Origin of the sequence: Leucobacter muris, from assembly GCF_004028235.1 — a bacterium.
GTDB lineage: Bacteria > Actinomycetota > Actinomycetes > Actinomycetales > Microbacteriaceae > Leucobacter > Leucobacter muris.
This window is the reverse complement of sequence record NZ_CP035037.1, coordinates 241,789-268,410: the sequence shown is the minus strand read 5'-3', so window position 1 is coordinate 268,410 and position 26,622 is coordinate 241,789. Positions and strand designations below refer to the sequence as shown.

Here is a 26,622-nt window from a genome sequence, read left to right as displayed (position 1 = left end):
GAGATGCGGGATCGATCAGGGGATGACCCGATCCTGCCAGACCTGCGGGTACCCCGGCAGGTCCTCTCCGCCGAACTTCGCGTAGTGGCCGTCGGGCATGCCCTCGTTGCGCTCGAGGTAGTCGTCGAGCTCTTCCGCGGTGATCGGGCTCTGCGGCAGCACCCACTCGGTCGGCACCTGCTCGCCGGCGAAGATCTTCTCCATCGCGAGCAGCGGGGTGCGCCACTGGAAGTTCGAGTAGACGGGCGCCAGGCCGGTGAGGCCGGTGTCCTTCCACTTGCGCAGGAAGCTCAGCTCGTCCTCGCCCGTCATGACGGGGTAGGGCTTGCCGGCGTCCTCGAACGCCTCGATCGCCGCGACGGCGCCGTCGCCGGCGTCCATCCAGATGCCCTGCACGTCGCCCTTCGCGAGCTCGTCGGAGATGATCTTCTTGATCTCGGCGGGGTCGGCTCCGGTGAAGTAGTCGACGGCCTCGATGCCGGCCTCGTCGAACAGCTTCTCGGCCGCGGCCCAGCGCTGCTCGAGCACGTCGACGCCGGGCAGGATGCGCAGCGCCACGACCTTGTCGCCCTCGTCGAGGTTGTCGATGAGGAACTCGGCGGTGTCGATGCCCCAGGCGAAGCCGCCGATCGGGTGGATGAAGGTGACGGCGCAGTCGGTCTGCACGCCGCGGTCGAAGACGACGACGGGCTTGCCGGTCTCGCAGGCGCGCTCGACGGCCGGCGTCATCGCCGCCGTGGAGTTCGGCGAGATGATGAAGCCGTCGCAGTTGCCCTCCGCGATGAAGTAGTCGATGTCGGCGATCTGGGTGTCGTCGCTGTCCTTCGCGTCGCGGGTCTCCATCTCGGAGACCACGCCCGACGATTGCAGCTCCTTGAGCTGCTCGTTCATCGTGATCCAGCCGGTCTGCCGCCACGGGTTCGAGATGGAGGCGTTCGCGAAGCAGAGTTTCTTCGCGCCCTCCGACGCGTACTCGGCCGTGTCGCGCATCTCGGCGTTGATGGTCTGCAGGTACGGCTGCTCGGCGGGCCCCTCGGGCACGACCGAGCGCTCGGCGTCCTGCTTGTCGAAGAGCTCCTGGTCGAACCACTCGGCCGACGAGGTCTCCTCGCTCGTCTCCTCAGCCGGGGTCTCCACCGATGGATCGGTGGTGCACCCCGCCAGCAGGATGAGCGACGCCGCGCCGACGAGGCTCGCCGTAATGCTCAGCGATCGTTTCATGATCGATTCTCCTTCGTGTGTGCGCCCCGCGCGGCGACGGTGCCCGCGGGATCGGGTGACGGGGTGCTCCCCGTCGGTTCCGGCCCGGTGGTGACCCGGGGTGGTTCGTGCGCGCCACCGCTGCGGCGCCTGCGACCGCCGAACGCGATGCCCGAGTAGGCGACGGCGGCGATGATGATGGCCCCCTGAATGGCGTCGCGCATGGTCGACGGCACCGAGGTGAAGTTGAGCAGGGTGAAGAGGGTCTCGAGCGCGAAGGCGCCGGCGAGGGCGCCCCACACGGATCCCCGGCCGCCGCCGAGCACCACTCCGCCGAGCACGACCGCGGTGATGGCGGTGAACTCGTATCCGCGCCCGACCGAGGGGTGCACGCCGGCGTAGCCGACGAGCAGCACCCCGGCCACGGTGGCCGAGAGCGAGGAGATGACGAAGGCGGCGGTCTTCGTGCGCCAGACCGAGGCACCGGCGAAGACGCCCGCCGAGGGGTTGTCGCCGATCGCGATGAGCGTGCGCCCGAAGGGCCGCCTCGACAGCCAGGCCGCGAGGGCCAGCGCGGCGGCGAGGATCACCACGGCCCACGGCAGCATGCCGATCACGGGCAGCCCGTCGATGCCGCCGCGGCCGATCTGGCGGAACGAGTCGGCCGGGTTGCCGGTCGCGGCGCCGCCGGTCCACCACATCACTCCGCCGTAGAGGGCGAGCATCATGCCGAGGGTCACGATGAACGACGGCACCCTGAGCAGGGTGGTGACGAGGCCGTTCACGACGCCGACTGCGGTGCCGAGCACCACGAGCAGCAGCAGCACCGGCAGCGCCTTCTCGTCGTCCTGCCCGATGAGGGTGCCGGCGAGCACGACCTGGGTGGTGACGAGCGACCCCTGCGAGAGGTCGAACTCGCCGCTCACGATCACGAAGTACTGGCCGATCGCGACGATGGCGATCGGGGCGACGCGCTGGATGTAGCGCACGAACTGGCCCGGCTCGGCGAACGTCGGGTTGAGCACGGCGACGACCACGAGCAGCACGACGAGCAGCAGGTAGACGGCGCCGCGCGGGCTCACGAGCGTGCGCGCGAAGCGGGCGATCCCACCCCCTGCGGACTGCGCGGCGTTCATCGCGCACCTCCCTCGTTCATGGCCTCGAGCGGGGCCGCATCGGCTCCCGTACGGGTGAAGCGCTCGCGGCGGGCCACGAGTCGGCGGCGCGAGTACACGGCCACGGCGATCACGATGACGGCGCCCCGCACGACGTCCTTGAGGAACGGGGTGACCTGCAGCACGCTCATGAGGTTGTCGATCACCGCGAAGATCGCGACGCCGCCGATCGTGCCCCAGATCGAGCCGCGGCCGCCGGCGAGCAGCGTGCCGCCCAGCACGACCGCGGCGATGGAGAGGAGGTCGTACCCGCCCTGCACGCCGACGGTGGGACTGCCGACGCCGAGGCGGCTGGCGAGCAGCAGGCCGGCGATTCCCGCGAACACCGAGCACAGCACGTGCGCCCAGATGAGGGGGCGACGGGTGCGCACCCCCGAGAGCCGCGCGACCTCGGCGTTGCCGCCGACGGCGAAGAGGTGGTGTCCGAAGCCGCTGCGGGCGAGCAGGAAGGCGACGGCGCCGGCGAGCAGAAGCATCACGATCGTGGAGATCGGCACGGGCCCGACGCCGGTCGCGCCGAAGAGCTGGAAGGCCCACGGCACCGATCCGGCGGTGCCCTTGTAGTTGGTGTCGAGGTACCCCTTGAGGATGAGGCCGATGCCGAGGGTCGTCACGAAGCCGTGCACCCGCAGGAAGGTCACGATGAGGCCGTTCGCGAGCCCGATCAGGGCGGCCGCTCCGAGTGCGAGCAGCACGGCGGGCACGATCATGCCGGGCCGCCCGTCCATGGTCTGGGCGGCGATGAGGCTCGTGAGGCTGACGACGTAGGGCACGGAGAGGTCGAGGGATCCGCCGAGGATCACGAGCGTCTGGCCGATCGCGACGAAGCCGAGCACGCTCATGCCGGTGAGGATGTCGCGGATGCTGCCGGGGCTGAACAGGTTGCGGCCGGCGGTCGCGACCAGCACGGCGCTCAGGGCGAGCACCGCGATCAGCGCGATGAAGACGATCACGGTCGTGTCGAGCCCTCGCAGGCGTGCTCTCAGCCCGTCCATCACTGCTCTCCCCCGCTCCCGGCGCTGCCTTCGGTCGCGCCGCGCCCGCCGGTGGCCGCGGCCCCGGCGACGTCTTCGGCGGCGCCCGTGGCGAGCGCCAGCACGGTCTCCTCCGACGACGACGCGGGCAGTTCGCCCGCGATGCGACCGTCGCGCATCACGAGGATCCGGTCGGCCATGCCGATCACCTCGGGCAGCTCGCTCGACACGAAGAGGATGGCGACGCCCCGCTGCGCGAGCTGCCGGATGAGGCGGTAGACGGCGATCTTGGCACCCACGTCGATGCCGCGGGTGGGCTCGTCGAGCAGCACCACGCGGGGGGGCGGTCGCGAGCCATTTCGCGAGCACCACCTTCTGCTGGTTGCCGCCCGAGAGCGCCTGCACCTCCTGGCCGGGGCCGCGGCTCACGAGCTCGAGCGCGGTGAAGATGCCCGGGATCTCTGCGCGCTTGGCGCGGGTGCGGCCGGGGAAGACGCTGCGGATCGCGAGGAGCGCGTTGTCGAGGATCGACTGGTGCAGGGCGAGGCCCGTGCGCTTGCGATCCTCGGTGACGAGTGCGATCCCGCGCCGCACGGCCTGGCGGGGCCGACGGATGGTCGCCGCGGCGCCCGCGATGCGCAGCTCGCCGCGCGTGAACGGCGCCGCGCCGAAGATCGCCTCGACGAGCTCGGTGCGGCCCGATCCCTGCAGCCCGGAGATGCCCACGACCTCGCCGGCCCGCAGCTCGAGGTCGACGCCCTCGAGCTGGGCGTTGCCGCCGCCGCGAACCGACACGAGCGGGTCGCCGACCTCGGTGCCGGGTTCAGGGTCGGGGAAGTAGGCGCTGATGGGCCGGCCGACCATACGCCGCACGAGTGTCGGCTGGTCGAGTTCGGCGGCGGGGCCGCTCGACACGAGCGCTCCGTCCTTCATCACGGTGATGGTGTCGCAGAGGTCGAAGATCTCCTTCAGTCGGTGCGAGACGTAGAGGATCGCGACGCCCCGGTCGCGCAGGCGGCGGATCACCCGGTACAGGATCGCGACCTCGTGATCGGCGAGGGCAGCCGTGGGCTCGTCCATCGAGATGACCCGGGCGTCGATCGAGAGCGCCTTCACGATCTCGACGATCTGCTGCTCGGCCACGGTGAGCCCGCCGACGGTCGCGTCGGGCGAGATGCCCGCGATGCCGAGGTCGGCGAGCAGCTCGCGCGTCGCCCGACGCATCGCGGCCGTGTCGACGATGCCGAGACGGCGGGGCTCTCGCCCGAGGAAGACGTTCTGCGCGACGGTGCGGTCGGCCAGCAGGTTAAACTCCTGGAACACGGTCGCGACGCCGGCCCTGGCGGCTTCGACGGGGTGGCCGAAGTCGACGCTCTCGCCGTCGAGGCGCACGTCTCCGCCGTCGCGGCGGTGCACGCCGGCGATGACCTTCATGAGCGTCGACTTGCCCGCGCCGTTCTCGCCGACGAGTCCGTGCACCATGCCGGGCACGAGGTCGAGGGAGACGCCGTGCAGCACTTCGACGCCGAAGAACTGCTTGCGCACGTCGACGGCCGAGAGCACGGGTGCGGCCGAGCCGGTGTCGTTCACGCCTCGCTCACCTCCACCCAGCCGCCGCTGCGCGCCGACTCGAGCACGGCGTCGGTGATGGCGGCGGCGCGCGCCCCGTCGTCGAAGGTGGGCACGCCGTCGGGCCGCTCGCCGGCGGCGAGCGCGTAGGCGTCGGCGACGAACGCGTTGAACGCGTCCTGGTAGCCCTGGGGATGCCCGGAGGGGAGTGTGGAGAGGCGGGCCGCGGCGGCGGAGAGCGTGTCGGGATCGCGGCGCAGCAGCAGCGAGTGGCCTCGCCGCCCCACCCAGAGGCGCTCGGGGTCCTCCTGCTCGAAGCGCACGCTCTCGCGCGTGCCTGCGATCTCGAGCACGAGCCCGTTCTTGCGGCCGGGCGCGACCTGCGAGACGAGCAGCGAGCCGATGCCGCCGCCCGCCAGTTCGACCGTGAGCGCGACCGAGTCCTCGGTGTCGACCGCCTGACCGCCGCGCTCGGCGTGCACCGTGCGGGTCGTCGCCACGAGCCGCGCGATGCGGTCGCCGCTCACGAACTCGACGAGGTCGACGAGGTGGGATCCGATGTCGGCGAAGGCCCGCGATGGGCCGCCGGTGCCGGCCGCGACGCGCCAGTTGTCGTCGCCGGCGTCGAGCAGCCAGTCCTGCAGGTACTGCCCGGACACGGTCAGCACGGCGCCGGTTTCGCCGCCGGCGATTCGGGCGCGGGCCTCGCGCACCATGGGGTGGTACCGGTAGACGAAGGGCACGGCGCCGACGAGACCCGCCGCGCTCGCCTCGGCGGCGAGTTCGCGGGCTTCGGCGGCGTTCGTGGCGAGGGGCTTCTCGCAGACGACGTGAGAGCCGGCGCGCAGCGCCGCGCGGGCGTATCCGACGTGGCTGCCGTTGGGGGTGCAGACGTGCACGACCGGGAGGCTCCGGGCGAGCAGCTCGTCTGCGGCGAGCGCTTGCTCGTAGCCGAGCTGCTCGGCCGCGCGGGCGGCCCGCTCCGGCGAGGAAGAGGCGATCGCCGCGAGCCGGGCGCCGCCCGCGCGGGCGGCGATCGTGTGGGTGCGCGCCATGAAGCCCGCGCCGAGCATGCCGATGCTCGGCGGTCTGGAAGACAACGCTGTCTGTGACATGTGTCCATTCTGCTGCGAACGGCACCACTTTTGTCAATCTTCTTTCATAAGTGATCAAACCGTTATCAACTTTTGGCTGTGCTTTACTGAAAGGGTGGCGCTTCCTTCACTCCAGCACAGTCCCGTCATCTCGACGGCGGGCGGCCTGCTGCAACTGCTGCGTGACGGCAAACCGCGCACGCGCGCCAAACTCGCGCAGATCACCGGGCTCTCCCGACCCACCATCACCCAGCGCATCGACCAGCTGCTCGAGCTCGGCCTCATCGCCCCCGTCGAGGACGCTGCCTCGACCGGTGGCCGCCCCTCGTCGCAGATCGCGTTCAACCCGCGCGCCCGGGTGGTGCTCGCGGCCGACCTCGGCGCCCTCCACGCCCGCGTCGCCGTGACCGACCTCGACGGCGAGCTGCTCGCCGAGATGTCGTCGCCGAGAGACATCACCGACGGCCCCGAGGCCGCGATCGAGTGGATCCTGCGCTCGGCCGAAGACCTGCTCCCCGGCCTCGGCTACGCCCCCGAGCAGGTCGCCGGCATCGGCATCGGCGTGCCCGGGCCCGTCGAGTTCTCGACCGGGCGGCCCATCAACCCGCCCATCATGCCGGGATGGGACCGCTTCGACATCCCCTCCGCCATCCGCGCCCGCATCGACGCCCCCGTGCTCGTCGACAACGACGTCAACATCATGGCGCTCGGCGAACTCAGCACCTCGTGGCCCGGCGTCACCGACCTCATCTTCGTCAAGGTGGCGAGCGGCATCGGAGCCGGCGTCATCTCCGGTGGCACCCTGCGCCGCGGCGCCAACGGAGCCGCGGGCGACATCGGCCACGTCGCCCTCGCCCGCGCCGCCGACGCCCCCTGCCCCTGCGGCAACCGCGGCTGCCTCGAAGCCGTCGCCTCGGGCCGCGCGCTCGCCCACGCGCTCAGCACCGCCGAAAGCCGGTACCACCGCCCGAGCGAGGTCGTCGCCCTCGCCAAAAGCGGCGACGTCGCCGCGATCCAGGCCATCCGCCAGGCCGGGCGCGACATCGGCGAGGTGCTCACCGCCTGCGTCAGCCTCATGAACCCGTCGACCATCGTCATCGGGGGCACCATGGCTCAGGCCGCCGAGCATCTCGTGGCCGGCGTGCGCGAGGTGGTCTACGCACGGTCGATCCCGCTCTCCACCGAGCACCTCACGATCGCCCCCTCACGCGCGGCGGGCAACGCGGCGATCTACGGCGCCGCGCAGCTCGCGATCGACGCGGCGCTCTCCCCCGACCGGATCGCCGCGGCCCTCGGCGGCTGAGCGGCGCCGCCCTTGACGCCTCAGGCGAGATCCGCGCCGCGCACCGCGATCTGGATGAGCCGCGGCGGCTCCCCTCGCCGCAGGATGCGGGCGCGCCCCGGGATCGCCTGGTGCGCCACGACGCCCGGCCACAGCTGACCCTCGCCTCGCTCGCCCGACAGGAGCACACCCGTGGCGCCCAGATCCCGCAGCATCTGCAGCGCCGGCTCGTACAGCGCCCTCGCGGCCCCCGCGACCGGGCGCGTGACCCACACCGTGAGCCCGAGATCGCGCGCCTGCGGCAGATACGGCAGCAGCGGCTCGAGCGGAGCCGTGTTGCCAGCCGCGAGCACGTCGAAGTCGTCGACCACGGCGTAGATCCGCAGCTCGGGCGAGGCCTCGCCCAACCGACGCTTCTCCAGCTCCAGGGCGAGCGCGGCCGAGAGCTCCCTCGCGCGCCGCCCATCGGTCGCGCTGCCGCCGAGGTAGTCCTCCGGCACCTGGTCCGCGAGCGTACCGCGCGGGCTCATGAGCGCGACGACGGCCTCCTCCGGCGTGCGCCGAGTCACCAGACCGTCGAGCAGCACCGACAGCAGGTTCGTCTTGCCGCTGCCGCTGTCTCCGAGCACGAGCAGGTGCTGATCCTGCCCCGCCGAGTTCTCGAGGTCGAGCGCGCAGACGTCCATGGTGTCCTGTCGCAGCCCGAACGGCAGACGCAGCGGCTCCTCGGACGCGCCGGGCAGCTCGGCGACGTCGAGCACCTCGGGCAGTAGCCTGACCGGCGCCGCGGAGGGCCCCGTCCAGGAGGCGGCGGTGCGCTCCGCGAGCTCGGCGAGCGATTCGCCCACCAGCTCGTCCGGCACCGTGTCGGCGGTGGGCAGCGCCACCTGGGCGAAGAGCCGCTCGCCCGTGAGCGCACGGCCCGGCTGCGTGATCGTCGCCGCGAGCTTGCGCGCGATCGTCGACTCCCCGGGGTCGTTGAGCCGCAGTTCGATGCGGTTGCCGACGAGCGGCTGCAGGCGCATCGGAAGCTCGGCCCAGCGGGTGAGCGAGAACACCAGGTGGATGCCGAAGCTGCCGCCGCGCTGCAGCAGCTCTGACAGCGGCTCCTCGAGCATGGTGAACTCCGTGCGGGCGAGTCCGTAACCGTCGACGATCAGCACGACGTCGGCGGAGACGATCCCGGGCACCCGCCCCGCCCCGTGCAGAGCGCGGAAGTGCCCGAGCGACTCGATCTGCAGTTCGCGGAACAGGCGCTCCCGCTGCCTCAGCATGCCGTGCAGCTCCTCGAGCATGCGCGTCTGACGCTCGACGTCTCCGCGCACCCCGACGCCGCCGACGTGAGGGAAGCCCGCGATGCGCGTGAGCCCGGCGCCGGTCAGATCGAGCGCGTAGACCGTGGCGCGCGTGGGCGGCATCGTGGTCGAGATTCCGGCGGCGACCGTGCGCAGGAACGTCGAGCGCCCCGACTGGGGGGAACCGATGACGGCGAAATGCCCGCCGGCGCGATCGAGGTCGAGGGTCCAGGGGCCCTGATGCTGACGGGCCGGATCGTCGATCAGCCCCACGGGCACCTCGAGCGGCTTCCGCTCCGAGTCGATCACCGACAGCAGCGGGAAGCGCGCGGGAAGCGGCGGCAGCCAGATCGACGCCGTCGGCGGGGCGCCGTCGCGCAGCAGGCGCACGCTCTCCTCGACCACCGTCGGAGCATTCCTGCGCTCGTCGGGCACGGGTGCGGGTCGCCCGAGATAGGCGGCGAGCTGCATCTCGATGGAGTTGTCGCCGGGCAGCGGGAAGGGCACGGAGGGCACCTCCTCCGCGAGCCGGTCCGGCCCGGGCAGCGGCCCGGACACGAAGCCCGACTGGAAGCGGGTGTACACCGAGGAATCGACCTTCAGGTACCCGCCGCCGGGGGCGGACGGCAGATGGAAGGCGTCGGGCGTGCCGAGCACCGTGTGCGACTCCTGCTCCGAGAAGGTGCGCAGACCGATGCGGTACGAGAGGAACGTGTCGAGGCCGCGCAGCTTGCCCGCCTCGATCCGCTGACTCGACAGCAGCATGTGCACGCCGATGGAGCGCCCGATGCGCCCGATCTGCAGCAGCAGGTCGATGAACTCGGGTTCCGCGGTCAGCAGCTCGCCGAACTCGTCGAGCAGGATGAGGAGGTGGGGCATGGGATCGAGCGACGGCCGCAGCTCGCGCGCCGCGCGGTACTCGGTGATGGAGGCGAGCATGCCCGCGTCCTTCAGCTGCTGCTGACGGCGCACGATCTCGCCCGAGATGGAGGCGCGTGCGCGCTCGATGAGCCCGGCCTCGCCCTCGAGGTTGTCGATGACGCCCGCCACCTGCGGCAGCGGCTGGAAGGGGCTGAATGCGGCGCCGCCCTTGTAGTCGACGAGGATCATGGCCAGGTCGTCGGGGCCGTGCGATGCCGCCAGCCCGAGCACGAGGGTGCGCAGGAACTCGCTCTTGCCCGAGCCGGTCGCACCGATGCAGATGCCGTGCGGCCCCATACCGCCCTGTGCGGCCTCCTTCAGGTCGAGGGAGACGGGGGCGCCGTGCGGGCCGGAGCCGATCACGGTGGTGAGGAATCCGCGCCCGGCGGCCGCGCCCCAGCGCTCCCCGCTGAGATCCTGGATCCGCTCGACGCCCAGGATGTCCAGGCCCCCACCTCGGCGTCGGTCGTGGCCTGCGCGCGAGCCTCGGCCGAGAGCCTGAGCGGCGCGAGGGCGTGGCAGAGCCGCTCGAAGAGCTCGACGGCGGCGGCATCGTGGCGCACGCCCGTCGAGGCCGGATGGGCCCCGGGCTCGGCGCAGAGGTGCTCGATGCGCGTCTCGCCGCTCTCGTCGTCGACGGTGATGCGGGTGGTGGTCTGCTCGGGCTCGTGGAGTCGGTCGGCGACGAGCACGATCGACGAGATCCCGCACTCCGCCGAGGAGACGCCCGCGGGGGCGACGAGCGGCTTCGCCGGGCCCTCGACGAAGTCGCACAGCGCGATGAGCGGGGTCTCCGGCCGCACCACCCGTTCGCGTCCGCGCCGCGCACGCGCCGCGCGATTCTCCAGCTCGGCGCCCAGCATGCCCGCGAGGGCGGCGGGATCGTGCGCGATGCTGCGTGCGGGCAGCGGACCGTCCCAGATGCCGGGGGTGCGCAGGTGCGGCAGCAGGTCGATCCCCCGCCACTCGTCGCGCGCGGCGGGGTCGATCGCGGCGGCGAGCAGCACCTCTTCGGGAGCGTGCTGCACCACGAGCTGGCTCACGAGCGATCGAGCGAGCGAACGCCCCTGCTCGGGCGGCGCGATGATGGTCACGACCGCACCCGGGGCGAGCGGCACCGCGATGGGGAGGGAGTCCACCCGGGACGCGGTCTCCACCGTGCGCGCCGCCTCGGCGAGCAGGAACGGGTCGAACGGCTGCACCGGGTTCGGGTCCTCGGGCAGACGCAGGTCGAACCACTCCTGCCGGCCGGTCGCGGCGCGCAGCAGCAGGAAGTCGGCGTCGCCCGGCCGCCGCTCCCAGAGGCGCGCGGGCTGGGCGACGCACTGGGGCAGCAGCGCGGCGGACGGCGAGGCGAGGTGGCTCTCGGCGCGCACACGGTCGTGCAGCTCGCGGTACTCCTCGCGAACACCGTCGAGGTAGTGCAGGTAGCGCGAGCGCCCCTGCCGACGCGCACGGTTCTGCCTCCCGCGCAACGAGAAGGCCATGCCGAGCCCGCTGAGCAGCGCGACGACGAGGATCAGCGCGCCGATGACCACCATGAGCGGGTTCGAGCGCAGCACGGTCATCATGACGATCGACGAGAGCGAGCCGACGACCGGCAGCAGCGACTGCATGGGGATGCCGCTCGGGGCGTCGCCGAGCGGCGCAGGCGGCGCGAGGGTGCGCTCGCGGGGCCTCTCGGGGCCGCGGACCGTGCGCGCGGGCCGGTGGATGACGCGGGAGGTCACGGACGGGGCCCCTTCCGCTCGGCGGCCGACGCGAGCAGGCGCGCCGCGAGCTCCGCCTCGGCCGGCCCGCGCCCGCAGGAGCGGGCCCTCGGCCGGGAGCCCGTCACGAGCGGCAGCCGCACGACGGGCACGGGTGCGCGCTCCGCGATGAGCCCGGCCCAGCCGGCGCGGGATGCCGGAGGCTCGCACAGCGCGACCACGGTGGGGACGCCGGAGGGGTGCGCGGAGATCCCCTCGGCGAGCGCGATCGCCGGATCGGCGACCTCGCGCGCCGCGCTCGCCACCAGGCAGAGCGCGTGACCCCGCGCGGCGGCGGCGAGCGCCGCGTCGGGGCTCGCCGCGTGGCCGTGGTCGATGCAGACGACGTCGAAGTGCCGGTGATCGACGGCAGCGGCGGTGCCCCAGACACCCCCGGGAAGCGCGCGCAGCGCGCTTCGCACCTCGTCCGGCAGGCGCGGCAGCTGCCCGCGCCCGGGCGGCGCGAAGGAGGCGAGCCACTCCGCGCCGGCCGGGCGGGATTCGAGCAGCACGCGGCGCGGCTGCACCGCGGCCAGCGCCCGCGCGACCGCCCACGCGGCCTGGGGGCCCGCCGACGTCGGTCCGATCGAGGCGAAGACGAGCTTCCGTGCGGTCGCAAGGGGCGTGTGCATCCCCGTCAGCGTCTCCGAGAACCGAGTGCGCTGCTGCTCGCGGAGGCCTCGGATCACGAGAACACCCCGAGCATCTGCGCGTAGACGCCGAACCCGCCGAGACCGATCGGGACGACAGCGAGTGCGAGGAGCGTCTCGAGCGCGTCGCCGTACTGCCGCAGGCGCACCGAGGTGTGGGCCGCGGGGCTCGAGGCCGCGACCCCCGCGGCGAGCAGCACCGCGGCTCCGAGGCCCGCGAGCAGCATCGGCGACGGCGCCGCCAGCTGCGATCCGAGCCCCACGAGGAGGCCGCCGATCGCTGCCGACCAGAGCGCCCAACCCGGTGCCGCCAGCGGGATCACCCGCGCGCGCAGCACGACGAGCGCGGCGACGATCAGTCCGAGGCCCAGGAGCCACGGATCGCCGGAGCCGAGCAGCATGGGGATGGCGGAGAGCATCGCGCCCGCCGCCGCGAACGCCGCCCAGCGGAGCGAATCGTAGGCCGCCTCGATGCTCGCCAGCACCCGGTGGCGCTGCGGAGCGCGGTCGGACGCGGTGCCGTCGTCGAGACGGGTGAGACCGGACGCCGAGAGCGCGAGCTCGGGCAGCACCGCGAGGAAGACGAGCCCGGCCAGGGCGACGACCGCCGCCGTGCGGCCTGAGCTCAGTCCGAGCAGCTCGGCGCCGATCCCGATCGCTGACGAGGCGAGCCCCACGAACGCGCCGAGCAGCACCGACGGCCGAGCCCCGCCGAGACCGAAGACGATCCCGAGCACCCCCCAGATCGCTGCGCCGAGCAGCCAGACCGCCGCCGAGAGGGTGACGAGCGGAAGCGCCGAGAGCACGGCCGCCGACGCCGAGGCGAGCGCGACGGACAGCGCGACCCAGCTCGGCCCGCGCATCGCGAGGCGCACGAGCACCGCGCCGAGCACCGCGAACACCAGCGCCGAGATGCCGGCCGCGAGCGGCACCGCGGCACCCGGCAGCGCCAACAGCAGGAGCGCCGAGCCGACACCGGCCACGGCCGCCCCCGCGATACCGCGGTGCACATCCGACTTCGGCGCGAAGCCCTCCGGCTCCGAGACCATGGCGTCGACCACGTCCGACACCTCGGGCGGCGACGGCAGCTCCCGCGTCGGCACGATGCGCAGCACCGCCCCGTCGAGCACCCCTTGCTGCGCGAGGTTCAGCGCGGGATCGAGCTCCTCCCCCAGCCCGGTCACGAGGGCGACCAGCTCGCCGTTCGGCAGCGGCTCGTGCACCAGGGCGCACAGCGTGCCGAGATGCGCGCCGATCGGGTCGTCGCTCGGCACGACGAGCGTGGCCCGCTGGTGCGAGCCCACCACCGTGAGACGGGTGAAATCGATCACGTCGTGCTCCCTGACTCGAGCGGCGGCACCGCGGTCGGCGCCGGCTCGCTGTTGCTGATCTGCTGTCGTTCGATGCGCTGCTGTTCGAGCACGTGCTGCACGTAGCCCACCCCGACGCAGGCGGCGGCCGCGAGCGCCGCGATCACCACGCCGATCAGCAGCCGCGCGAGCATCGACCGTCGCGGCCGCTCGCGCCCCTCGGCGCCGAACAGCATCGCCGCGGCGAGCCGCGTGCGGTGCGCGCGAACCGACTCGAGCAGGTTCTGATCCGTGCTCACGCGACGACCTCCCCGTTCCTCTTGAACTGCACCGCGTGGCCTCCGATGCGCACGGTGATGAACTCATCGACGACCACGCTGCGCCCGCCCGCGACCAGGGCCGAGCGACCGTCGCGGTGCAGCAGCACCGTTCCGTTCGTCGATCCCAGATCCTGCACGATCGGCTCTCCCGCCTCGCTCAGGGTGACGCGCAGGTGGTTCTTCGACACCTCCCGTGCGAGGTCGGCGACCGCGATCGCGGTCTCGCCCGGCTGCTCGGCCGGGTTGCGGCCGAGCACGATGGGGCGGTCGAGGAACGCCGCGGCGGCGCCGTCGAGCAGCACCGTCCAGCCGCGCTCGAACGCCGGTGCGAAGATCGTTCGCTCGAGATGCTCCTGGGCGGGCTCGCGGCGCGGCGCTCCAGGCTGCACCGGCTCGCGCACCGCGGTCGGCGAGGCGACCGCGGCGGCGAACACCGGAACGGGGGTGCGCACGTCGACCGGGTCCGCCCCGCGGCGGAGATCCGCCGCGATGCGGCGCGAGTGCGGCGGCCGGTGCCAGCCGACGGCGGGGAAGCCGCCGATCGCCGCGAGGCGGATGCCGCCGAGCCGCCAGCCGGGAGTGAGGCCGCGCACCGCGAAGTCCCTGACGGCGAGCGCGACCGCGATGATCCCCGCGACCGCGATGGCCGGACCGAGCTCGGCGAAGCGCGTGCCCCGGAACGACAGGCTCGCGATGACGACCGCGGCGACGAGCGCGACGTCGACGCCGCACGCCAGCACCACCCGCCACGCGGGGGCTGCGATGACGTCGGACGTCGCGGGGCTCGGCTTCATGCGCTGACCACGGCTCCCTCCTGCGCTCGCGGTCGGGCGCGCAGTGGATCTCCCCCACCGCTCTAGCCACTCGACTGCGCCCCCTATAGCATAGGAGCAGATTGAAATCCGGAGCTGGGTTCGCATCGACATGCACCCGCTCCGTTCGTTTTTCTTCGGTATTGGAGCAACGTCATGAAGTTCGCAATGGGTGCAGAGGTGCTGACGCAGCTCACGAAGCAGACCTCGACCGCGGGCGACGACCTGGGAACGCTCGTGCGCGAGCTGGCCCAGGCCGCCGAGCCTCTCGAGGGGCGCTTCAACGGCGCCGGGCGTGCCGCGTTCGACCAGTTCAAGGCGAACTCCGAGCAGATCGCGGTCGAGCTCGATCAGGCCCTCGCCGGAGTGCTCTCCGGCATCTCGGGCATGGACCGCTCCTTCCTCGAGGGCGACGGCGAGATCGCCGATCAGACCCGCCAGACCCAGTCCTCCGTCTCGTTCGACGCCGCCCGCTTCAGCGCCTCGCGCTGATCACCGACCCGTAGAGATCTCAGGAGCAGACAGATGGTGAACCAGAACGATCGCAGAGACTACGACGTCGCGGCCTCCCAGAACGCGCAGGACAACTTCGACCGCGTGGCCTCCCGCCTCGAGTCGCTGATCGAGCAGCGCAACGCCGACGTGCGCTCGGCCATGAGCGACTATCAGGCCGACGGCGTGTCCGACGAGTACGCGTCGAAGGAGCAGCGGTGGAAGGACGCCGCGACCGGGGTGCGCGAGATCATCGCCACCCTGCGCAAGAGCCTCGAGCAGTCGGATCAGGCGGCCCAGGCCGCCATTCAGAAGGCGAAGTCCGCCGTCGACAACATCGGCTGAGCCGCAGTGTCGGGGCAGTGGAGCGTCGACGCCGCGGGCGTGATGGGCGTGCTGGCGCAGGTCGACGACGAGGGCAACGACCTCGAGACCGCTTCTCGCAAGTTCGCGAGCCTGCAGACCGAAGGCGCGAGCTCGCTCTCGGTCGACGGTCGCACGTCGCTCGCGAGCGCGTGGAACAGCTTCTGCGACGAGCGCACCGACGTGCCGCGCAAGCTGATGTGGATGCTGCAGCACCGCTGCGGTCAGGTGACCGAGGCGACGGTGGCCGTGCTCACCGGGGATGTGCAGATGGGCGACGACGTGCAGGCCGCCGAATCATACGCGCAGTCCGAGTGGGGCATCGCGTCGAAGTACCGGTACAACGCCGATTCGTACCCCGAGGGTTGAGGTTCGAGGTGAGTGAACATGGCCGTTGATCCGGCTTCGGTACACCAGGTGGTGGCGCAGAGCGCCGTCGAGTCGCTCGGCGACGAGCTGCAGACGATCGGCATCGACGCCTCGAACGCGGTGGCCACCGCCAACTCGCACTGGAAGAACCTCACCGACTGGTTCCAGGTGACGGGGGCCGAGGGCGTCTATCAGATGCTCGAACGGCCGGCGGCCGACGCGCTCGCGCTCTCGGAGGCGCTCATGGAGGCCCGTCAGCAGATCGTGCTCACGGCGCCCGTCTTCGGCACGCTCCAGACGAAGCGCGAAGAGCTGCTCAACCGCATCGACGAGGTCAACGCGGCGCTCTCCGCAGCCTCGGCGTCGGTCACGTCGACGTCCTCCGCCCTCACCTACGGCGACTTCGAATCCGGCAGTTCCGCCGAGACCGAGGCGCAGCGGAAGGCGGACGCGGCCGAGGCCGCCCTCAGCGCGCAGCAGGAGGAGGCGCGCCGGCTGAGAGAGGACATCACGCGGTTCAACGCCGACGTGATCTCGGCGGAGGACGAGCTCGCGAGCGCCCTGGGCCGGGTGTCCGGCGGCACCGACGTCTACCGCGTCGATGGAAAGCCCATGAGCTCCGAGCTCACCCAGTGGGGCGTCTACGGCAGCGACATGGACGACATCCCCATGTCCGAGCGACTGCGCAAGGCGCTCACCGACGAGGTCGAGCGGCGGCTCGACTGGTTCGTCGCCGAGGGTCGCAGCTCGAAGGAGATCAGCGACTGGATCGCGGCGCACTCGGGTTTCATCGCCGCGGTCGGCCTCGCCGATCCGGCGCGCGTGAGCCGCTGGTTCGAGGGCGTGGCCGGCACGGAGTTCCCGTCGGACTGGGAGCCGACAGGCGAGCTCGCCGTGCTGATGGCGGCCGCCCCCGGCGTGATCGGCAACCTCAACGGCATCCCTGCGCGGGTCAAGGACACCGGCAACTACCGGTATCTGCAGCAGCTGCTCGATCAGGACGATCTCGACGGGGCACGCGCGACCGGCTGGAGCAGGTCTACAACGCCCTCGTCGACGACAACGGCAAGCGCAGGGGCGACGTCTTCCTGCTCTCGCTGTTCCAGGATCTCAACGAGCCGCGGGCCGCCGTCTCCTACGGAGACATCGACCGCGCCGATCTGGTGCTCACGCTCACCCACGGCATCCGCACCGATCTCGAGCAGTTCGGAGACTGGAGCGGCACCGGACGGGACGTGCAGCGAGAGGTGAGCACGGAGCTCGAACGCCGCGGATACACCTCCGCGGACGGGCGGATCTCGATCGCCTCGGTCGTGTGGTTCGAGTACGACTCGAAGGGGGCGACCGCGGTGCAGGGCAGCATCCACGCCGAGGCCGGCGCCGCCCGCTACGCCCAGTTCGTGGGCGGCGTCTCGCAGCGCAATCCCGACTCGATCACCGCCGGCTGGTTCCACTCGTACGGCACCACGATGGGGGCGCAGGCCCAGGGCCGCCACCCCGAACTGCTCGACCAGATCTACACGGTGGGGTCGGCCGGCTGGACCGAGGACGCCGCCGCCGCCATCGGCCAGCAGAACGTGGAGGTGAACTCCACCGCCGCGGGCCGCGACTGGACCGCGTGGGCGGGCCGCAGCCCCGGCATCTCCTCGCACCCGGTCAACCCCATCGATCTCGACTACGTGACCGAGCTGAGCAGCGAGACCGGAACCGTCGACTTCGGGATCGGCGCCGACGGGAAGGTCCGCGCCCCGCAGGGCGAGCAGACCGAGGGGCACGGTTCGCACCACCACACCCCCTGGTACGAGTTCTGGAGGGGCCAGCGGGGGTACCTCGACACCGATGCCCGGTCGTTCCTCGAAGGCGTCGATCAGGCGGCCGACCTGCTGAAGGAGACGAAGTGAGCGCCCGCGATCAGAGATCCCGCCGCCGGATGGGGATCGGATTGGGCATCGCGGGGGCGGTACTCGTCGCGGCGATCGCCGGTGTCGGGATCACGGTTTGGAGAGGAGGCACGTCTGTGCCCAGTGGTGAAGAGCTTCTGACGCAGTCCGATGAGGTGCGCGCCGAGCTCAAAGAGAGCATTCATGGGGTGGCGCTGCTCATCGATCCGAGTGCGCCGTACGAGTCGCCCGACGAGGGCGACAACGACCGCGTCCAGCTGTTCGAGGAGCGGCTCGACCTGGTCGAGTGCGAGACCTCGGGCGGAGGCTACGCGTACACCCTCGACCGCAGCATCGGCAACGTCGACGGCTGGCGGTTCCCGGAGAGCCAGGAGGAGTTCCGGCAGCACGTGGCCGAGCAGCTCCACGCCGCCGGGTGGCAGGACGTGACCGGCACCAGCTACGACGGCGACGTCGACACGACCGTCGTCTACGCGCGCTACCCGGAGATCGTCGACAAGCTGACGATCATGTTCCACCCCGGGGCCGAGGCCGACGGCGTGAGCATCTCCGCCCAGGGCAGCTGCCACCCCGGTGATGTTCGCGAGGTGCGGGATCTCCGCCGCGAGCGCGCCGGCAACTGACCCGCTCGGGCCGGGCGCGGGTGGATCGGCGCCCGGACCGAGCCTCATCAACCGGGCGGTCTGGTCGGGCTGGAAGGCGATCGCGTGGGGCCTGCCGATTCTGCTGCTCGTCGTGCTGTGGACGTCGGGCAGCGACGGCTGGGACGTGCTCATCATCAGCCTGCTCTCCCCCGTGCTCATACCTACGATCGCGCTGCTCGATCTGATCCCGTACTTCCGACTGCGCAAGCGACGACCAGGCATCGGAGCGGCGCCGTCGGCGGTCACGGCCCTGATGCTCGTGCACTGGTGGGGGTTCACGATCTTCGGGCTGAGTCTGCGCGGCGTCGGCGACTCGGGTGGCCTCGATTCGGTTCTCGGCAACGCCCTGTTCCGGCTGCCCGAACAGCTCGAGGGCATGCTTGCGCTCGGCGGCGCCCTCGTCTCGGCCGCCGCCTGGCTCGCGGCGGTGGCCGTCGCGTTCGGCGCCGACGGCACCGGGCCCGCACGCGCGACCTCGCAGTGGCCCTGGGCAGCGCTCGTCGCACCGCCGGTCTTCGTGGCGATCCTGATCGGTGCGCTGTTCGGCGCGAGCCTCGACGGCGAGCGAGACGGAGCGGGCAGCACCGAGTCGGCCGTCGCGTGGATGCCTCAGGACGGGGCCCGAGCGCTGCAGCAGACGCGCTGGGACGAGACCCAGCAGCGGCTCGCGCCCCTCAGGGAGACGATCTCCGACGACGGCTGGCGCATCGACGCGGGCTTCGGCTATCTCGACGCCGGCGTGGGCTACAACACCCGACTCGACAGCAACCGGTCGGGCCCTCCGGGCTACAACCTCACCGCGGTCTGGCAGGTGCTCCGGCCCGGCTCCGCCGACGAGCTGCTCGCCGAGACGAGACGGATCGCGCTCGATCTCGGCTGGGCCGAGGCCGTCTCCGACGAGGGCGCGACGCGCTTCGAGAACGACGGCTACCGTTTGACGGTCGAGGTTCTTCCACCCGAAGCGGGCCTCTTCGGGGCGGATGCGGGTGCTGCCGGGGCGGAGGCGACCGGCGCGGAGTCGGCGACCGGCGCGGTCGAACCGCCGGACGGCGCGACGGCGCTCATCTCCCTGGTGCTCCAGAGCCCCGACTACTGGCGCGAGGGCTCATCCGTTCTCGACTGGGATGGCCTCGCCTCTCCCGATGAGCTCGACGATCTCTGGAGCGGATCCCGGTCGTTCGCGTTCGACGAGTGGCCGGAGCTGCGACTCATCGAGGCCTCCCTGAGCTGAGCGGCAGCGCAGCGGCCGCGGGATCGTCCGCCCGCCGCTCGGCCCCGCGCCGGGGGGGCGTCCAGTTCGGGATCGCCTCCCCGGCGCGATGGCTGCTCATTCGTCGAGCAGCTCGGCCTCGATCACGTCGTCGGGGCCGGACCCTCGCGATCCGCCGCCCGAGGGCATCGATCCGATGCTCTCGAGCACCAGCGAGTCGCCGTCGGGTGCGACGTCCACGCGCACGGCCTCGCCGTCGCGCACACCGCCCGAGAGGATCGCCCGGGCCAGCCGGTCGTCGATCTCGTGCTGCATGAGCCGTCGCAGCGGGCGGGCGCCGTAGATCGGGTCGTAGCCGCGCGACGCGAGCCAGGCCCGCGCCTCGGGCGTGACCCCCAGCGTGAGCCGGCGATCCGCCAGCCGCAGCTGCAGCCGGTCGATCGAGAGCTCCACGATCTGCGCCAGATCGGCCTCCGACAGCGGGTGGAAGATCACCATCTCGTCGAGGCGGTTGATGAACTCGGGCTTGAACGCGCGACGCACGGTCTCGCGCACCGCGCCCTCCTTCTCGGTCCACGACATGTCGGGATCGATGAGGTACTGGCTGCCCAGGTTGGAGGTGAGGATCAGGATCACGTTGCGGAAGTCGACCGTGCGTCCCTGCCCGTCGGTCAGGCGCCCGTCGTCGAGCACCTGCAGCAGCACGTCGAACACCTCGGGGTGCGCCTTCTCGACCTCGTCGAGCAGCACGACCGAGTAGGGGCGGCGGCGCACGGCCTCGGTGAGCTGACCGCCCTGCTCGTAGCCGACGTACCCGGGAGGGGCGCCGACGAGGCGCGACACCGAGTGCTTCTCGCCGTACTCCGACATGTCGATGCGCACCATGGCGTGCTCGTCGTCGAAGAGGAACTCGGCGAGCGCCTTGGCGAGCTCGGTCTTGCCGACGCCCGTCGGGCCGAGGAACAGGAACGAGCCGGTGGGGCGGTTCGGATCCGCGATTCCCGCGCGCGTGCGCCGCACCGCGTCGGCGACCGCGCGCACCGCGTCGCCCTGGCCGATGAGGCGCTTGCCGAGCTCGCTCTCGAGCGACAGCAGCTTCTCGGTCTCGCCCTGCAGCAGCCGGCCGACCGGGATGCCGGTCCAGGCGGCCACGACACCGGCGATGTCCTCGTCGGTGACCTGGTCGTTGACCATGCGGGGCTCGCCGCCCACCTCGCCGGCCATCTCGGCCTGCTCGGCCTCGGCGAGCTGCTTCTGGATCACCGGGATCTCGCCGTACAGCAGACGCGAGGCTCTCTCGAGGTTGCCCTCGCGCTGAGCGACCTGCGCCTGCATGTTCAGCTGGTCGAGCTTCTCGCGCAGCTCGCCCACACGGTTCAGCGAAGCGCGTTCGCGCTCCCAGCGGGCCTCGAGACCGCCGAGTTCGGCCTGCTTCGCGGCGAGGTCCTCGCGCAGCTTCGCGAGTCGCTCCTTCGACGCGTCGTCCTTCTCCTTCTTGAGCGCGAGCTCTTCGAGCTTCAGCCGGTCGACGGAGCGGCGCAGCTCGTCGATCTCGACGGGGGCCGAGTCGATCTCCATGCGCAGCCGACTCGCGGCCTCGTCGATCAGGTCGATGGCCTTGTCGGGCAGCTGGCGCGCGGTGATGTAGCGGTTCGACAGGCTCGCCGCGGCCACGAGGGCCGAGTCGGCGATGGTCACCTTGTGGTGCGCCTCGTAGCGCTCCTTGAGGCCGCGCAGGATCGCGACCGTGTCTTCGACGCTCGGCTCGCCCACGTACACCTGCTGGAAGCGCCGCTCGAGCGCCGCGTCCTTCTCGATGTACTCGCGGTATTCGTCGAGGGTGGTCGCGCCGATGAGCCGCAGCTCGCCTCGCGCGAGCATGGGCTTGAGCATCTGCGACGCCGCGACCGACGACTCTCCGCCGCCGGCGCCCATGAGGGTGTGCAGCTCGTCGATGAAGGTGATGATCTTGCCGTCGGAGTCCTTGATCTCCTGCAGCACCGCCTTCATGCGCTCCTCGAACTCGCCGCGGTACTTCGCGCCCGCGATGAGCGCGGAGATGTCGAGGGAGATGAGTTCTTTGTCCTTGAGCGACTCGGCGACGTCGCCCGCGACGATGCGCTGGGCGAGGCCCTCGACGACGGCGGTCTTGCCGACGCCGGGCTCGCCGATGAGCACGGGATTGTTCTTGGTGCGGCGGGTGAGCACCTGGCTCACGCGACGGATCTCGCTGTCGCGGCCGATGACCGGATCGAGTTTGCCCGAGCGGGCGACTTCCGTGAGGTTGACGCCGAACTGCTCGAGGGCGCTCTGCCCTTCTTCGCCCTGGGCGGGCTGCCAGTTTGCCTGCATCTGGGTCCCTTCTCGTTCAGCAGACTGCGGCGACCCGAGCCGGGCGGCCACAAACTTGAGTGATAATGACTCAAGTTTACTGCAGGGCGCTGCTTTCCGCTAGGGATCCGTGGCGAGGATATTCTCGATGATCCTCTGCACGACGCCCGTGAGCACCATCACGAACAGCGCATAGTAGCCGACCCCCGGTATCAGCAGCGCGGCCGCGAGCGCCGCGCCGAACAGCAGCACGAGCGAGAGGTCGACGGCGAGACCGGAGCCCAGCTCCCCGCGCTCCATCCGGTGCAGCACGGGATGCGCCCGCAGATACAGCCGCACGACGAGCGACATCGCGGCGGTCAGGATCAGGCTGCCGATGTAGAGCGCCTTCGCCACCCGGTCGCCATCGTCCATGCGACCCGCGACGGCGGTGGCGACCGGCAGCCAGACGATCGTGAGCAGCCAGGCGGCGAGCAGCCACATCAGCGTGGGCGTGACACGATCGACCGCCGAGAAGAGGCGGTGGTGGATCATCCAGAACATCGCGATCAGCACGAAGCTGAGCACGAAGTTCAGCAGCTGGCCGCCGTGCTGCGTGAGCCAGGCGAACGCACCGTCGCCCGCGCTCGCCACCTCGCTCACGCTGTCCATGAGGGGCAGGATCAGCAGCGTCAGCGCGATGGCCACGACCGCGTCGGCGAAGGCCTTGAACCGCTCCGCGGCGTAGCCGACCTCCGCACGAGGCTCCGATGCTGGCACCATGCGCTCAGTGTAATCTCCGGGGAGCCGATTCGGGACGGCGAGGCCGCCGGGTCGACTCAGACACCCGCCACGTTCTCGATCCAGTCGAAGACGCGCTGCGCCACCAGGCCGCGCGCGAGGGGCTCGCAGTGGCCGCCCGCGAAACTTCGTAGAGGACAGCCCTGTCAGCCGCTTCCAAAGCGCAAAGCCCGCCGCCAGTACACAAGGTATGGAATGACTATTAAGTTTCGCTAACCTTGGCATACACATGTAATGTTGCCCGCGCTGAAGACATTCGTTGTCCGCCACCCGTAGATACCTGGAGCATAGTTCTTTGCATGATGACCAGCACAACAACCAGGCCAGTTGGTCGACCTCGGGTGCGTACAGTCTGAATTGGCCTGGTTTGAGTTCCGACCGGTTTTCCTGTCAACCTGTCGGTGACAGAAGTTCCTCGGCCTCAGCATAGTAGGCCTGCTCGACCTCGATCGGGGTACGCATATCGAGCTCCCCGTGAAGGCGCTCATGGTTCCACCACCACACGTATTCGAGGGTCGCGAGTTCGACCTGCTCAACCGTCCGCCAGGGGCCCTGCTGTCGGATCAGTTCGGTCTTGTAGAGGTTGTTGACCGCCTCAGCCATGGCATTGTCAAAACTGTCGCCGACCGTCCCGGTCGAGGGCACTGCTCCGAGTTCCGCAATGCGATCCGTATAGACCATGGCGGTGTAATTCGACCCGTGATCGGCGTGATGGATCAGGCCATCGAGCCTGCCGCCCGATTGCCACGCAGCCATATCGAGTGCCTGCATCGGCAGAACCTCAGATTTCAGCGTCGCAGCGACATTCCAGCCCACGATTCTGCGCGAGTACACGTCAGTGACGAACGCGACATAGGCGAACCCAGACCAGGTGGCGACGTAGGTCACGTCGCACACCCAGAGCTTGCGCGGCCCGTCAGCGGCGAATCTCCGGTTGACGAGATCGGCAGGCAGTGCCGCCGTTTTGTTAGGGCGTGTGGTGAACACGCGCTTTGATTTCCGTACCCCGCGCACGCCGGCGAGCCGCATCAGACGCTCGGTCTGGTCGCGGCCGATCTTCCACCCCTCACGCTTCAGCAGGGCATGCATCTTCCGGCGCCCGTACACGCCATAGTGCTTCGCGTGGAGCCGCCGGATCTCAGGGAGGAGCAACTCGTCGCGCAGCTGCCTGGCTGAGGCCGACCGGGCTTTCGCGGCCCGGTATCCGCGGGAGGTGAGGAACCCACGAACTGCCGCACGCAGCGTACGACAGAGGAACTCGACCCCGAAACGATCACGGTACTCGTCGATGAATCTGATCATTTCGTTCGTGGCCGGTCGAGTTCCTTCGCGAAAAACACGCTCGCGGCTTTGAGTACCTCGTTGGCCTTACGGAGCTCGCTCACCTCGCGGCGTAACCGCCGGTTCTCCTGGGCCATATCGATCGAGGTGCCAGGCTTCGCGCCGGTATCGATGTCGTAGCGGCGCTGCCACACGCGCAGCGTCTCCGGGCTCACTCCGAGGAGCCCACCGACGTGTCGGCAGGCCGCGGTCAGCGACTCGTGCTCGGGACGGGCTTCGGCGAGCATCCGAAGTGCGCGCTGGCGAAGTTCAGGGTCATATTTGCTTGGCATCGTAGTTCCATCCTTGTATAAAGATCGGAACTCAAACCAGGCCAATTCAGCATCTGGTAACCCCCGGGGAGCAGTTCGCGCAGCTGCTCCACCGTCTCGGCCTTGATCTCCTCGGGCTCGTCGCGACGTGCGAAAACACCGCTTGCGGTGATCGCGGTGGTGCCCGCCTTCATCGCGACAGGGGCCGACACGAGATCAAATCCCTCCGGCCGCACTGCTCCAAGCGCAGCATGGATCGCTTCCAGGCCTTCACCCGCCACGGCCACAGTGATGGTCTCAGTACGGCGGATTGCGGCAGTCAGCATACCGACGAGGCTACCCCTCAGCGCACCAAACCTAGAACAGCCCGCACCGCGCTTTCTTCACAGCACCCCCACTCCGTGAACCTCATACCGCGAGCTGACGAAGTGCCGGGCACACACAAGAATCACGACGAACGCCCCCAGGACCCCTCCAGCGCGGAGCGCCGCCGGCCGAATTCACCTCGGTCGGCTTAGAAACGCCACCAAGCGTAGTGCTGGCCCTACAGCACGCCGCCGAGACGACCCGGCACGACAGGCACGCAACAAGGCCAAGATCGGAAGTGCCCCCGGAGAGATTCGAACTCCCGACCGGCGGATTAGAAGGCCGCTGCTCTATCCACTGAGCTACGAGGGCAACCACACCAGCGTACTATGCTGCCCGCCTGCGAGGGGTTCGGGGACTGTCTGAATAATGGTGTGTGAGGGTCCGGCCTGATCCGAAAGGAGATGGCCGTGGCTGACACGACCACTGTCGTTGTTGACGACGAGATGATTGATCCCGTGACCGGGGAGATCATCGATCAGAAAGAACTCGCAGAACGCTTGCTCGCGCAGGCGAAGGAGCAGGGCGTGAGCCTGACGGGGCCGGGCGGCCTGCTCAGCCAGCTCACGAAGAACGTCCTCGAGACCGCGCTGAATTGAATTGGCCTGGTTTGAGTTCCGATCTTTATACAAGGATGGAACTACGATGCCAAGCAAATATGACCCTGAACTTCGCCAGCGCGCACTTCGGATGCTCGCCGAAGCCCGTCCCGAGCACGAGTCGCTGACCGCGGCCTGCCGACACGTCGGTGGGCTCCTCGGAGTGAGCCCGGAGACGCTGCGCGTGTGGCAGCGCCGCTACGACATCGATACCGGCGCGAAGCCTGGCACCTCGATCGATATGGCCCAGGAGAACCGGCGGTTACGCCGCGAGGTGAGCGAGCTCCGTAAGGCCAACGAGGTACTCAAAGCCGCGAGCGTGGGTCTGTCCGATAAACGGTGTGTGGGATCCGGCGGTTTTCATTCGTGAGTGGTTTTCTCGAACCGTCCGGCGAAGGTGATCGCGAACGCGTTCAGCGCGGGCTTCCACCTCATCACCCAGCGTGCCCTTCCGCCGCCAGTCGGGTCAAGCGACCGCGTCACGAGGTAGAGACATTTCAGCGCGGCGGCCTCGTTGGGAAAGTGCCCCCGAGCTCTCACGGCGCGCCGATAGCGAGCGTTGATTGACTCGATCGCGTTGGTCGTGCAGATCACCCGCCGGATCTCGACGTCATACTCGAGGAACGGCACGAACTCCGCCCAGCTGTTCTTCCAGAGCTGCACGATCGCCGGATACCGTCCGCCCCACTCGGCGGCGAACTCCTCGAACCGATCCTTCGCCGCCTGCTCCGACGGGGCCGTGTAGACGGGTTTGAGGGAACGGACGATCGCGTCGCGGTGTTGCCGCCCGGCGTAGCGGAAGCTGTTGCGGATCAGATGGACGATGCACTGCTGGACGACCGTTTGCTCCCAAGTGGTGTTGATCGCCTCCGGGAGACCCTTCAGCCCGTCGCAGACCGCGATGAGCACGTCCTCGACACCCCGGTTCTTCAGCTCGGTGAACACCTGCAGCCAGAACCTCGCACCCTCCTGACCGTCACCGGCCCAGATGCCGAGGATGTCGCGTTCCCCGTTCACGGTGACGCCCATCACGACATAGAACGGGGTGTTCCTCACCTGCCCGTCACGGACCTTCACCACGATCGCGTCGACGAAGATCACCGGGTAGAGCGCATCCAACGGCCTGCTCGACCATTCGGCGAGTTCCCCGGCGACCTTCTCGGTGATCCGGCTGATCGTGTCCTTGGAGACCTTCGCCCCATAGACCTCGTCGAAATGCGCAGCGATCTCACCGGTCGTCAACCCCCGAGCGGAAAGGGACAGAACGATCTGATCGATGCCGTCCAGTCGGCGTTTCCGCTTGGGGACGATCACCGGCTCGAACGACCCGTCTCGATCTCGCGGGACTTCGATCTCGACGGGGCCGATCTCTGTCAGCACCGTCTTGACCCGCGTCCCGTTACGCATGTTCTCGCCGATTGGGGTCCCGCCGTGCTCGTGGCCGAGGTGCTCGGTCAACTCGGCATTCAGCGCGGTCTCGAGGACGTTCTTCGTGAGCTGGCTGAGCAGGCCGCCCGGCCCCGTCAGGCTCACGCCCTGCTCCTTCGCCTGCGCGAGCAAGCGTTCTGCGAGTTCTTTCTGATCGATGATCTCCCCGGTCACGGGATCAATCATCTCGTCGTCAA

Annotated in this window: 23 protein-coding genes, 1 tRNA gene and 3 pseudogenes; 10 read left to right on the top strand and 17 right to left on the bottom strand. The window is 70.3% G+C overall.

The window, feature by feature from the left end:
- Positions 1 to 15: 15 nt before the first annotated feature.
- The 5 genes and pseudogenes from Leucomu_RS01260 to Leucomu_RS01240 all read right to left on the bottom strand — a co-directional run bounded on the left by Leucomu_RS01260 (position 16) and on the right by Leucomu_RS01240 (position 6,033).
- On the bottom strand, positions 16 to 1,221 hold the full coding sequence (locus Leucomu_RS01260) for a substrate-binding domain-containing protein (protein ID WP_017884323.1): 1,206 nt from the start codon (positions 1,219 to 1,221) through the stop codon (positions 16 to 18).
- Entirely contained in the window at positions 1,218 to 2,336 is a 1,119-nt protein-coding gene (locus Leucomu_RS01255) for an ABC transporter permease (RefSeq protein WP_128386077.1), read from the bottom strand. The genes Leucomu_RS01260 and Leucomu_RS01255 overlap by 4 nt, the downstream gene beginning before the upstream one ends.
- Positions 2,333 to 3,178: pseudogene (locus Leucomu_RS01250) on the bottom strand (ABC transporter permease); the annotation flags it as partial. The gene Leucomu_RS01255 and the pseudogene Leucomu_RS01250, both read right to left, overlap by 4 nt.
- Positions 3,179 to 3,369: 191 nt before the next feature.
- Positions 3,370 to 4,939: pseudogene (locus tag Leucomu_RS01245) on the bottom strand (sugar ABC transporter ATP-binding protein).
- Complete coding sequence (locus Leucomu_RS01240; protein WP_164884486.1) at positions 4,936 to 6,033, bottom strand: Gfo/Idh/MocA family protein; 1,098 nt, start codon at positions 6,031 to 6,033, stop codon at positions 4,936 to 4,938. Before Leucomu_RS01240 ends, Leucomu_RS01245 begins: the two are co-directional and overlap by 4 nt.
- Before the next feature lie 94 nt (positions 6,034 to 6,127).
- Here Leucomu_RS01240 and Leucomu_RS01235 point away from each other — a divergent pair, with 94 nt between their 5' ends.
- Positions 6,128 to 7,315, top strand: a complete 1,188-nt coding sequence (locus Leucomu_RS01235) for an ROK family transcriptional regulator (RefSeq protein ID WP_128386075.1) — start codon at positions 6,128 to 6,130, stop codon at positions 7,313 to 7,315.
- 20 nt (positions 7,316 to 7,335) lie between these two features.
- Here Leucomu_RS01235 and eccCb read toward each other — a convergent pair whose 3' ends face one another.
- From eccCb to Leucomu_RS01205, 6 genes are read right to left on the bottom strand one after another with little or no spacing between them, the layout of a single operon-like run.
- Positions 7,336 to 9,873 carry a type VII secretion protein EccCb gene (gene eccCb, locus Leucomu_RS01230; protein WP_128386074.1) on the bottom strand — a complete coding sequence of 846 codons (2,538 nt, stop codon included), beginning with the start codon at positions 9,871 to 9,873 and terminating at the stop codon, positions 7,336 to 7,338.
- Complete coding sequence (locus Leucomu_RS01225) at positions 9,870 to 11,240, bottom strand: hypothetical protein (protein ID WP_128386073.1); 1,371 nt, start codon at positions 11,238 to 11,240, stop codon at positions 9,870 to 9,872. The genes eccCb and Leucomu_RS01225 overlap by 4 nt, the downstream gene beginning before the upstream one ends.
- A complete protein-coding gene (locus tag Leucomu_RS01220) occupies positions 11,237 to 11,890 on the bottom strand; it encodes a hypothetical protein (protein WP_128386072.1) in 654 nt (217 codons plus the stop codon). Before Leucomu_RS01220 ends, Leucomu_RS01225 begins: the two co-directional genes overlap by 4 nt.
- A gap of 53 nt (positions 11,891 to 11,943) precedes the next feature.
- Positions 11,944 to 13,239 (bottom strand): EsaB/YukD family protein, encoded by a 1,296-nt coding sequence (locus Leucomu_RS01215; protein WP_128386071.1) that lies wholly within the window; start codon positions 13,237 to 13,239, stop codon positions 11,944 to 11,946.
- On the bottom strand, positions 13,236 to 13,517 hold the full coding sequence (locus tag Leucomu_RS01210) for a hypothetical protein (RefSeq protein ID WP_017884314.1): 282 nt from the start codon (positions 13,515 to 13,517) through the stop codon (positions 13,236 to 13,238). The genes Leucomu_RS01215 and Leucomu_RS01210 overlap by 4 nt, the downstream gene beginning before the upstream one ends.
- Positions 13,514 to 14,332 (bottom strand): FHA domain-containing protein, encoded by an 819-nt coding sequence (locus tag Leucomu_RS01205; RefSeq protein ID WP_031290084.1) that lies wholly within the window; start codon positions 14,330 to 14,332, stop codon positions 13,514 to 13,516. Before Leucomu_RS01205 ends, Leucomu_RS01210 begins: the two co-directional genes overlap by 4 nt.
- 174 nt (positions 14,333 to 14,506) lie before the next feature.
- Between Leucomu_RS01205 and Leucomu_RS01200 the strand changes: the two genes are divergently transcribed.
- From Leucomu_RS01200 to Leucomu_RS01170, 7 genes are all read left to right on the top strand, one after another.
- Complete coding sequence (locus Leucomu_RS01200) at positions 14,507 to 14,842, top strand: hypothetical protein (protein ID WP_017884313.1); 336 nt, start codon at positions 14,507 to 14,509, stop codon at positions 14,840 to 14,842.
- A 33-nt stretch (positions 14,843 to 14,875) separates the two neighbouring features.
- Positions 14,876 to 15,187 carry a pore-forming ESAT-6 family protein gene (locus Leucomu_RS01195; RefSeq protein ID WP_128386069.1) on the top strand — a complete coding sequence of 104 codons (312 nt, stop codon included), beginning with the start codon at positions 14,876 to 14,878 and terminating at the stop codon, positions 15,185 to 15,187.
- 6 nt (positions 15,188 to 15,193) lie between these two features.
- Entirely contained in the window at positions 15,194 to 15,574 is a 381-nt protein-coding gene (locus Leucomu_RS01190; RefSeq protein WP_017884311.1) for a DUF6507 family protein, read from the top strand.
- Positions 15,575 to 15,592: 18 nt separating this feature from the next.
- Positions 15,593 to 16,825, top strand: a complete 1,233-nt coding sequence (locus Leucomu_RS15340; RefSeq protein WP_128386068.1) for a hypothetical protein — start codon at positions 15,593 to 15,595, stop codon at positions 16,823 to 16,825.
- The gene (locus Leucomu_RS15335; RefSeq protein ID WP_128386067.1) at positions 16,738 to 17,475 is read left to right on the top strand and encodes an alpha/beta hydrolase; all 738 of its coding nucleotides are present in this window, start codon (positions 16,738 to 16,740) and stop codon (positions 17,473 to 17,475) included. The genes Leucomu_RS15340 and Leucomu_RS15335 overlap by 88 nt, the downstream gene beginning before the upstream one ends.
- Positions 17,476 to 17,591: 116 nt before the next feature.
- A complete protein-coding gene (locus Leucomu_RS01175; RefSeq protein WP_128386066.1) occupies positions 17,592 to 18,098 on the top strand; it encodes a hypothetical protein in 507 nt (168 codons plus the stop codon).
- On the top strand, positions 18,052 to 19,350 hold the full coding sequence (locus Leucomu_RS01170) for a hypothetical protein (protein ID WP_128386065.1): 1,299 nt from the start codon (positions 18,052 to 18,054) through the stop codon (positions 19,348 to 19,350). Before Leucomu_RS01175 ends, Leucomu_RS01170 begins: the two co-directional genes overlap by 47 nt.
- Before the next feature lie 96 nt (positions 19,351 to 19,446).
- Here Leucomu_RS01170 and Leucomu_RS01165 read toward each other — a convergent pair whose 3' ends face one another.
- From Leucomu_RS01165 to Leucomu_RS01145, 5 genes are all read right to left on the bottom strand, one after another.
- The gene (locus Leucomu_RS01165) at positions 19,447 to 21,681 is read right to left on the bottom strand and encodes an ATP-dependent Clp protease ATP-binding subunit (protein WP_128386064.1); all 2,235 of its coding nucleotides are present in this window, start codon (positions 21,679 to 21,681) and stop codon (positions 19,447 to 19,449) included.
- Between the two features lie 99 nt (positions 21,682 to 21,780).
- Complete coding sequence (locus Leucomu_RS01160) at positions 21,781 to 22,422, bottom strand: TMEM175 family protein (RefSeq protein WP_164884484.1); 642 nt, start codon at positions 22,420 to 22,422, stop codon at positions 21,781 to 21,783.
- A 408-nt stretch (positions 22,423 to 22,830) separates the two neighbouring features.
- Positions 22,831 to 24,053, bottom strand: a protein-coding gene (locus tag Leucomu_RS01155; protein ID WP_128387728.1) for an IS3 family transposase whose coding sequence is annotated in 2 segments (ribosomal slippage) — positions 22,831 to 23,768 and positions 23,768 to 24,053 — 1,224 coding nt in all. Because the reading frame shifts where the segments join, the coding sequence is not laid out codon by codon here.
- Positions 23,972 to 24,358, bottom strand: a complete 387-nt coding sequence (locus tag Leucomu_RS01150; RefSeq protein WP_128386062.1) for a hypothetical protein — start codon at positions 24,356 to 24,358, stop codon at positions 23,972 to 23,974. The genes Leucomu_RS01155 and Leucomu_RS01150 overlap by 82 nt, the downstream gene beginning before the upstream one ends.
- 279 nt (positions 24,359 to 24,637) lie before the next feature.
- Positions 24,638 to 24,710, bottom strand: a tRNA-Arg gene (locus tag Leucomu_RS01145).
- 134 nt (positions 24,711 to 24,844) lie between these two features.
- Between Leucomu_RS01145 and Leucomu_RS01140 the strand changes: the two are divergent.
- Both Leucomu_RS01140 and Leucomu_RS01135 read left to right on the top strand, forming a co-directional pair.
- Positions 24,845 to 24,991: pseudogene (locus Leucomu_RS01140) on the top strand (IS256 family transposase); the annotation flags it as partial.
- Positions 24,992 to 24,998: 7 nt separating this feature from the next.
- Positions 24,999 to 25,367, top strand: coding sequence for a transposase (locus tag Leucomu_RS01135; RefSeq protein ID WP_128386061.1), 369 nt, complete (start codon positions 24,999 to 25,001; stop codon positions 25,365 to 25,367).
- Here the strand turns inward: Leucomu_RS01135 and Leucomu_RS01130 are convergent.
- The gene (locus Leucomu_RS01130) at positions 25,358 to 26,611 is read right to left on the bottom strand and encodes an IS256 family transposase (protein WP_228407350.1); all 1,254 of its coding nucleotides are present in this window, start codon (positions 26,609 to 26,611) and stop codon (positions 25,358 to 25,360) included. The genes Leucomu_RS01135 and Leucomu_RS01130 overlap by 10 nt on opposite strands.
- Between the last annotated feature and the right edge of the window lie 11 nt (positions 26,612 to 26,622).

What these genes read in the sequence shown, in the direction of transcription:
- Leucomu_RS01260 (WP_017884323.1), bottom strand. Translation starts at nt 1,221, where the DNA reads ATGAAACGATCGCTGAGCATTACGGCGAGCCTCGTCGGCGCGGCGTCG.
- Leucomu_RS01255 (WP_128386077.1), bottom strand. Translation starts at nt 2,336, where the DNA reads ATGAACGCCGCGCAGTCCGCAGGGGGTGGGATCGCCCGCTTCGCGCGC.
- Leucomu_RS01240 (WP_164884486.1), bottom strand. Translation starts at nt 6,033, where the DNA reads ATGTCACAGACAGCGTTGTCTTCCAGACCGCCGAGCATCGGCATGCTC.
- Leucomu_RS01220 (WP_128386072.1), bottom strand. Translation starts at nt 11,890, where the DNA reads ATGCACACGCCCCTTGCGACCGCACGGAAGCTCGTCTTCGCCTCGATC.
- Leucomu_RS01205 (WP_031290084.1), bottom strand. Translation starts at nt 14,332, where the DNA reads ATGAAGCCGAGCCCCGCGACGTCCGACGTCATCGCAGCCCCCGCGTGG.
- Leucomu_RS01200 (WP_017884313.1), top strand. Translation starts at nt 14,507, where the DNA reads ATGAAGTTCGCAATGGGTGCAGAGGTGCTGACGCAGCTCACGAAGCAG.
- Leucomu_RS01195 (WP_128386069.1), top strand. Translation starts at nt 14,876, where the DNA reads ATGGTGAACCAGAACGATCGCAGAGACTACGACGTCGCGGCCTCCCAG.
- Leucomu_RS15340 (WP_128386068.1), top strand. Translation starts at nt 15,593, where the DNA reads ATGGCCGTTGATCCGGCTTCGGTACACCAGGTGGTGGCGCAGAGCGCC.
- Leucomu_RS01170 (WP_128386065.1), top strand. Translation starts at nt 18,052, where the DNA reads ATGTTCGCGAGGTGCGGGATCTCCGCCGCGAGCGCGCCGGCAACTGAC.
- Leucomu_RS01165 (WP_128386064.1), bottom strand. Translation starts at nt 21,681, where the DNA reads ATGCAGGCAAACTGGCAGCCCGCCCAGGGCGAAGAAGGGCAGAGCGCC.
- Leucomu_RS01160 (WP_164884484.1), bottom strand. Translation starts at nt 22,422, where the DNA reads ATGGTGCCAGCATCGGAGCCTCGTGCGGAGGTCGGCTACGCCGCGGAG.
- Leucomu_RS01150 (WP_128386062.1), bottom strand. Translation starts at nt 24,358, where the DNA reads ATGCTGACTGCCGCAATCCGCCGTACTGAGACCATCACTGTGGCCGTG.
- Leucomu_RS01130 (WP_228407350.1), bottom strand. Translation starts at nt 26,611, where the DNA reads ATGATTGATCCCGTGACCGGGGAGATCATCGATCAGAAAGAACTCGCA.